Origin of the sequence: Zavarzinella formosa DSM 19928, from assembly GCF_000255705.1 — a bacterium.
Classification (GTDB): domain Bacteria; phylum Planctomycetota; class Planctomycetia; order Gemmatales; family Gemmataceae; genus Zavarzinella; species Zavarzinella formosa.
In genome coordinates, this window is record NZ_JH636441.1 from 721,216 (window position 1) to 727,923 (window position 6,708).

Sequence of the window (6,708 nt, forward strand, 5' to 3'; positions counted from 1 at the left end):
CAAATCTAGCTTTTAAATGATACTGTCATAACTCTGTCGCAATTTTCAAAAAATCAATATTAATTAGTTTCCAGACACACGTCCGCGAAGATCCCAACCGGCCTTTTGGATCCGCGTGAATTCTTTCAGAGTTGGTGCCAGCCCGCCTTTGGCCCCCGATATTCCTCACATATCCCCGCCCGAGGTGTTCGCAAAGCGGCAACGGGCCCGGCGGGAAGGCGGGTCGGGAGGGTTGCTCCGGGACGGTTGGGGCGGGACGGACGGCGGTCGCAACTGCAGAATCCTTGAAATTGTTGTTCCACAACCAGCAGGATTTACAGTCGCGGCCGGCAATCAGCGGTTCCGCGGGCACGAATCGATCACAGACGCATGGACGCTTGGTCAAGGGGACTCCACGAGTCGGCTCATTGTCTTCGCCTTTCTAGTCTTGCCAAGTTTAATGTGAATTTTAACCGATAATCTGCTGGAATGGAAGCAGTTCGCTGGCGACTTCCCATTCCGGCCTGTTGATCAGCAGCATCTCCTTGCGGGACCTGACTTTGTTCGTTCGCTCGCATGCGATACATGCTTGATGCCTTCCAAGAAAAGCTTTGTTCATTCGCTCGAACAGGATGCTTCTGGCGAGGCACAAGCAATGACTTTGTTCGTTCGCTTGCCCCTCTTTGGCAAATCTGGGCGAGGAATGTGATCGTCAGGATAACGGCAAGGCTTTGTTCGTTCGTTCGCACTGCCTCGACTGAAGAGGAGCAACCCAGAAAGGGCTTTGTTCGTTCGCACGCTTCGCTCGGCGGGAACGAAGCACAGGGATTGAGAAGGCAATAGCCGGGCCTCGCCATTGCCTTCGTCGGCTATTAACCCGGCTGGCGTGACAGTCGAAGCCATCGCAAAGCCGTGGCTGTGCTTGCTGCTGCTTTTGCTCGGCAGAGCATCGCTTTGGCATCAACAGAGCAACAACAAGGCACCAGCTTGGCATGGCAGGGTTTCAGCAGTGCTTCAGCTTGGCATCGCAGAGCTTCAGCAAGGCATCGGCTTGGCCGGTCTGCACAGCGGGGCGGGGGCGGGGGGGTGGTTAAACTTCTTGCAATGCCGCGAGGCCGGGCCAAACTGACGCTGTGCTTTGCTGATGCCGTTGCCCTGCCTGTGGCCTCGCTGCGGCTTGGCAATTGCTGTGCTGGGCTTGAGCGGAACTTGGCACCGAGAACGACGTAGGCTTCAACCACTCCCCCGCCCGCCACCAGTCGATGCGTCGCCTTGCTCCAACTACGCCTTGCGACGACCTGGTATGGTCTGGCACTGACCTTGACGTAGCACATATTCTGACCAACGGGCAAAGCGAGCGAACGAACAAAGGCATGCGCCGGGGCATCGGCTTGGGTATGACCTGTTCGGTCGCTGCGTGCATTCGAGCGAACGAACAAAGACTCGGGATAGCGATGACATTGCTCGTTCGTTCGCTGACCCGACCCGAACTTGAAACTTGCCTCTACGGGCGCGGGCCAAGCGAGCGAACGAACAAAGGTCGGGGCAAGCAAAGCGGGGCAGGCTTTGATCGTTCGCTCTCCTGCTCAGGTTTCTGAACGGGGCTTGATGGTGGCCTCCAAGTTCGTCAGCCGGTTCAAATGATCGAACGTGGCCGTCAAAGCTGGCTCACCGTTTTCCTTGGCGACGACCCTGTCTCCAATCTGTTCGTAGGCCAAGCCGTGATAGTCCAAATAGCCTGTCAGGGCCAATCTGTGATCGGGGATGTCGAGCGATGAAATGGCTTGCGGAAAAACGGTGGCCAAGCGGGCCAGCGGCGGTGTCGGGTCTTTCGGAAAATTATCGTCCATGATGAGGACGTACAATGCCCCGCCTTCGTATGGGCAGCGATAGTATGCGTTCGCCTGGCAGACGCTGCTGGCGATCATGGCGATGGTGTGGCCGTCGATCCGGTCCAGGGAGACTTCGGGTTCGGTCAGTTCAGGAAAGCCTTGGACCTCGCCAAGCATTCGCATCACATGGGCCGAGCCAACTAGGGATGCCGGGATGTTGCTGGCTTCGTTCGCCCAAGCCCAGAGCCATGTGTTACTTTCGAAAGATTCTGTCCCGAGAACCTGTGAGTGCCAGCGGTACTGATTGTCGAAGGAAAGCTGTCCAGACGCAAAATCAAAACGCCAGTTCGAAGCACGTGCCAAGATAGCCAAAAACATTTGATTGGCGAGTGAAATCGCGGCTTGGCAGCAGTATAAATTGGTAATGTTGAGTTGCAGTTGGTCTGTTATTTGTTTTTTCATCTTCAGTATTGTTGAGCCTAATGCCAACGTATTCGCAATATTTTAATATTCGACATAACAACTTGGCGAACAAATATATCAATCAACTCAACATCGAAAGACGACTAGCCGAATGCTTGCGGAATTCGTCAACACTACCCCAAATTGATTCCATTGCCGGCTCGCCTTTAAGCCAACTTACAAGCATTTCGACAATAGAAATTGCCGGAAGAACAGTTGCTTTGCGATTGAGAACGCAAATAACATTCCAGTCTTCGGGTGGACCATCGGTTATCCATGCGTATGTTTCGCCATCACTCCCCGTCATAAATGGGAGAAACCCACCGGGAGTGCCGAATTTTGGAGTTGCTATGATGTCTCCATTTTTGTCCTTGACTTGAGATCTGAAGCTCTCGTCAAATACATGACTCAGGAACTCACGAAATTGCTTCGGTGACTTGTTTTCGAAAGGAACTAGGGGCTGCAACCAATCGAACCATTGCAAAGCACCATATGCTGCTATGAAGTCTTTGAAGCTTTGAGGATATTGGATGCCGATCACCTCCTCTACGGAACCCCAGTCGATGTTCCGGCAGGGAATCTCTTCGGGAGGAGGCATCATCCTCAAAAGTTCTTTGAGACGGGCCGATGTCGCAGATCCTCTTGTCGAAGTTGAGCGATTAGAAATAACTGCTTTTGTATTCTTGTTCGCCTCAGAATCGGAGATTTTTTGCTCGTATGATTCGATCCACTCCAAATCGGGCTGCATTTCAGGTAAAATTGATCGACTCCTCGCTTGCTCAATAAGCCAGCTTAGGCTCCAAAGTGGCTTTGCCTTGCCTATCGAAATTGTGGCACTGCCAAGTGATCGTAGTTCTTTGGCTGATGACAAACCCAATAGCTTCTTGGCATCATTAATGGATACGTAATCTCGGCCATCAATGGTTGATATCTTATATTTTTCGCTCATTATTCACCTTGAATTGGACAGTCACCCAAAGTTCCAGGGACTTCAACGGTATATTGAATGGTTTGACAGTTTTTCGCCGAGTCACGTACTTTCGCAAGGTACTTGATTTGCCTCACGCATGCATTTGCACTATTTCCTCTGTATGTGACTGTGACTTGAATATCAGCGCATTCTCCACCCGTAATCAATTTGGCTGTTGGTCCTTCGGCATTATCATACATCAGGCGGTTATCGCGTTGGCAACACGCGACTAAATTCCTCTCGGTATTTTCTCCGCCAAATTCATGCCCCAAGAGATGACACCTCGCCACACGGGTTGCCCCTCGCATGTTGACACCAGGTCCGATCCAACAACGCGGATCAGGCAGCGTCACGCGATCATCTCCAGTCAAGCTGCAAACTCTGGCTTCAACACGCTGAGTGCGTCCACCAGGCCCAGGGACATACCGAGGGCTGTTGGGGCCGGACGAGCAATAACTCCCGCCAAACTCTTTCTCGCTGAAAATGCTGCATGTATCAGAGACGTTATGCACCAGCACGCCCTGCTGTCCGACGCGGTAGCAGTGGTCGCCATCGACCTCGATATTGTAGACCGGCTCCTCGCCGGCTTCCACGAAGCCCAGTGCCACCGCCTCGCCGCCTTCGATGGCGACCCGTTCGCCGGCCGCCAGCTTGTTCAAGGGCACGAACATTCCCCGGTCGGCACTCCAGAACGGGTGCTGATCGGTCACGCCGATGGGCTCCTTCTCCCCGGACACGAGCAGATGCCAGACCCGTCCCCGGGTGAAGCGGAACTCGCCGGTGATGACCCGGCCCGGTCCAGGTTCGATCGCCGGGCACGGCTCGACGGCCATCAACTGGAACACCCCCTCGGCACTCATCTCCGGCATGTCCAATATCACCCGGTCCCCGGTCTTCGCCGCCCCCCGTTCGGCCAGCCACGACAGCGGCCGCAGCAATCCCACCTCGGACCGATGTCCCTCGTCGTCCTCTTGGGCCATCCAGAAGGCCCGCCACGTCGCCGGATCGACCGGCGTGTCCGGGACTTCCCGGGCCGCCTCGAACCCCGCCTCGCCGGGACGCCAGGTCGTCACCCGCCGACCCATCCTCCCTTCCGGCATCAACACCCGCCCCGAGGCCAGTTCCAGGAGAACCCCGCCCGAGAAGCACTGGGAGAGCTTCGGTTTCCCGCCGCCTCCCGTCTTGCCGCCCCCGGTCTTCGACGGCGGTTGTGGCGCGGGCGTCGTGCCCGGCTTGGGCATCATCGTCTTCTTGCACTTCTTGCACTTGCCGAAGAGCCAGGCGATGATCTTCTGGATCAGACCCTTGACCAGGTCGATCGCCCCCTTTACCACTGATCGCAGCCCGTTGATCAGGGTGGTCAGACCCACGACCGCCTCCAGTAAATCGAGCAGGTTCTGGAGGTAGCCCGACAACGCCCCCAGAACCGCCGTCGTCACCTTGCCCGCGTCCAAGCTCGCCGCCGCCTGCAACCCCGCTCCGATGGCCAGGATGATATCCTTCACTCGCGTCAGAACCGGCTGGATCTTGTTCCACAGCCCCAGGGCGAAATCCACCACCAGCTTGAACGAACCCACCCCCGTCAGGCTCGCCAGCCACGTCACCACCCGCTCCGCGATCCCCTTCGCCGCCGCCTGTAGCGCGTTGGTCAGGAACTGCTGCGCGACCCCCGTCAGGAAGCCCGCGTAGTTGAAGTTCTCCGCCGCCGCCATGAACGCGTCGTACAACTGGCTTGGGTTGTCCAGCAGCGTCTGCACCGTCACGCCGTCCGTGATTTCCGTCTTCAGCACTGTGTCGATGGTCAGTTTGTCCGGGTCCGTGTCCTCGCCGATCAGTTTGTTCAACCCGTCCTTCAGCGACGTCGTGTCAAAGCCCGCGGCCCCCAGCAGCATCTGGCCCCAAGCCACCGGATCGTCCGGGGGCGTCGGAATTTTCAGCTTGTCGGTGTTCACCCCGGTGCCCTGGAAGAGCCATTTGAGTAGGATCTGGATGCCGCTGCCGGGCAGCCCCCCGACGAATTGATTGAAGGCGCCGACCACCCCGGTCTTGATCGCCCCGGCAAACTCGCTCGGGTTGGAGATCAGCTTTTCCGCGGCGGCGAAGGTGCCGCCGAGGAATTCATCAACCATCTTGATGAGGTCCCCCGGGTTGATCCCCAGCAGGGACAGGATGGAGTCCAGCCCCGCCTGCACCAGTTTCTCGGCGACCACCTCGGAGGCCTGCAGGACGTCGCTGATGAAGCTATCGAGCCAGATCAAAAACGGCGGGCTGGGGAAGTTGTCGCTCCAGACCAGGCACGGCCCCCCCGGAACCGAGGCCGTGGCGGCCGCCGCCGACGAGCTGGGTTCCTGGAGGAGTTTCGGCTGGGTGATCTGGGCCTGCAACTGGGCCGCGTAGCCGGGGATGCAACCCGAACCCTCGCCCGCCCGGATCTTGAGCCAGATGACCGGCGGCAGGTCGCGCAGCAACGGGTCGGCGGCGTAGTAGATTCTTTCGTTGATTTTGCCCGTGCTGTTCAGGCGGATCGACTTGGACTCGCGCGAGGTCCATTCGTTCTCGTAATCGTTGGATGTCAACGGCCCGAAGGCGATGAAGAACTGGTCGCGCAGGCGGTCGGTGACGCCCGAATGATTTCCCTGGTTGTTCTCGCAACGGAGCACGTCCGCCTCGGGAACGTAAATGCTGTCCCCGCTCGGGTCCTTCTGGTTCACCGGGTCGTTGAAGCAGTAGCGGTAGAGGTTCAGGTCGCCCCCCTTGTATCCGGAGCGGTCCTCCGAGACCCACCGGCCCGTCAGCGGGTCGTAGGCCCGGCGCCGCACCCAGTAAAGGTCCGTCTCGGTGTCCTTGAGATACCCCTGCTTGCCGACGAAGGTGTGCGGTTGAGGGTCGGTCCCGGCCGTCTGCGTCCCCAGCCCGAAGGCCAGATAGGCGTAGCGGTCGCTCACCGAACCCGAGTCGTCCAGCAGCGCCTCCGTCGAGCCCAGGGCGTCGGCCTCATAGTATTTGGAATCCCCGTCAAACGCGCTCACCAAATCACCGTAGCCGCCGTCGGTCCAGGTGTACTCCCGGTTGTCCGTTCCGTCGTCCTCGCGCAGCAGTCGCTCGAAGTCGTGCAGGTATTGCGTCGTTGCTCCTGATGACTCCTTTTTCACCCGCCGGTCAAGGGCGTCATAACCGTAGGTGACGCGTCCGGCCACGGGCTCGATGGCTTGGGGCCGGTTGCGCGGATCCCAGGAATATACGGTGAGGGCCGCCGGCGCCTCCTTGCGGACGCGGTTGCCGTTCGGGTCGTACTGGTAGGTCGTCCTCGCCGTCCCCGTCTGCTCGAGGGTCAGTTCGTTGGCCGGGTCATATTGATAGGTCGTCCGCGACGCCCCGTCGGCCAGGACCGAGCGGTTGCCCGCGGGGTCGTAGCCGAAGGCGGTCGTCACCGGCTGCGACCCGGTCCGTCGCTCGGCGGCCAGC

3 protein-coding genes are annotated in these 6,708 nt (G+C 58.3%); all 3 read right to left on the bottom strand.

What is annotated here, in order from left to right; all coding sequences use genetic code 11:
* Positions 1-1,565 precede the first annotated feature (1,565 nt).
* On the bottom strand, positions 1,566-2,273 hold the full coding sequence (locus tag BGIM_RS57840) for a DUF6882 domain-containing protein (RefSeq protein ID WP_020471392.1): 708 nt from the start codon (positions 2,271-2,273) through the stop codon (positions 1,566-1,568).
* Positions 2,274-2,355: 82 nt separating this feature from the next.
* The gene (locus BGIM_RS0119415) at positions 2,356-3,222 is read right to left on the bottom strand and encodes an SMI1/KNR4 family protein (RefSeq protein WP_020471393.1); all 867 of its coding nucleotides are present in this window, start codon (positions 3,220-3,222) and stop codon (positions 2,356-2,358) included.
* A partial coding sequence (locus BGIM_RS65925) for an RHS repeat-associated core domain-containing protein (RefSeq protein ID WP_193789001.1) occupies positions 3,222-6,708 on the bottom strand: 3,487 nt, incomplete at its 5' end. The genes BGIM_RS0119415 and BGIM_RS65925, both read right to left, overlap by 1 nt.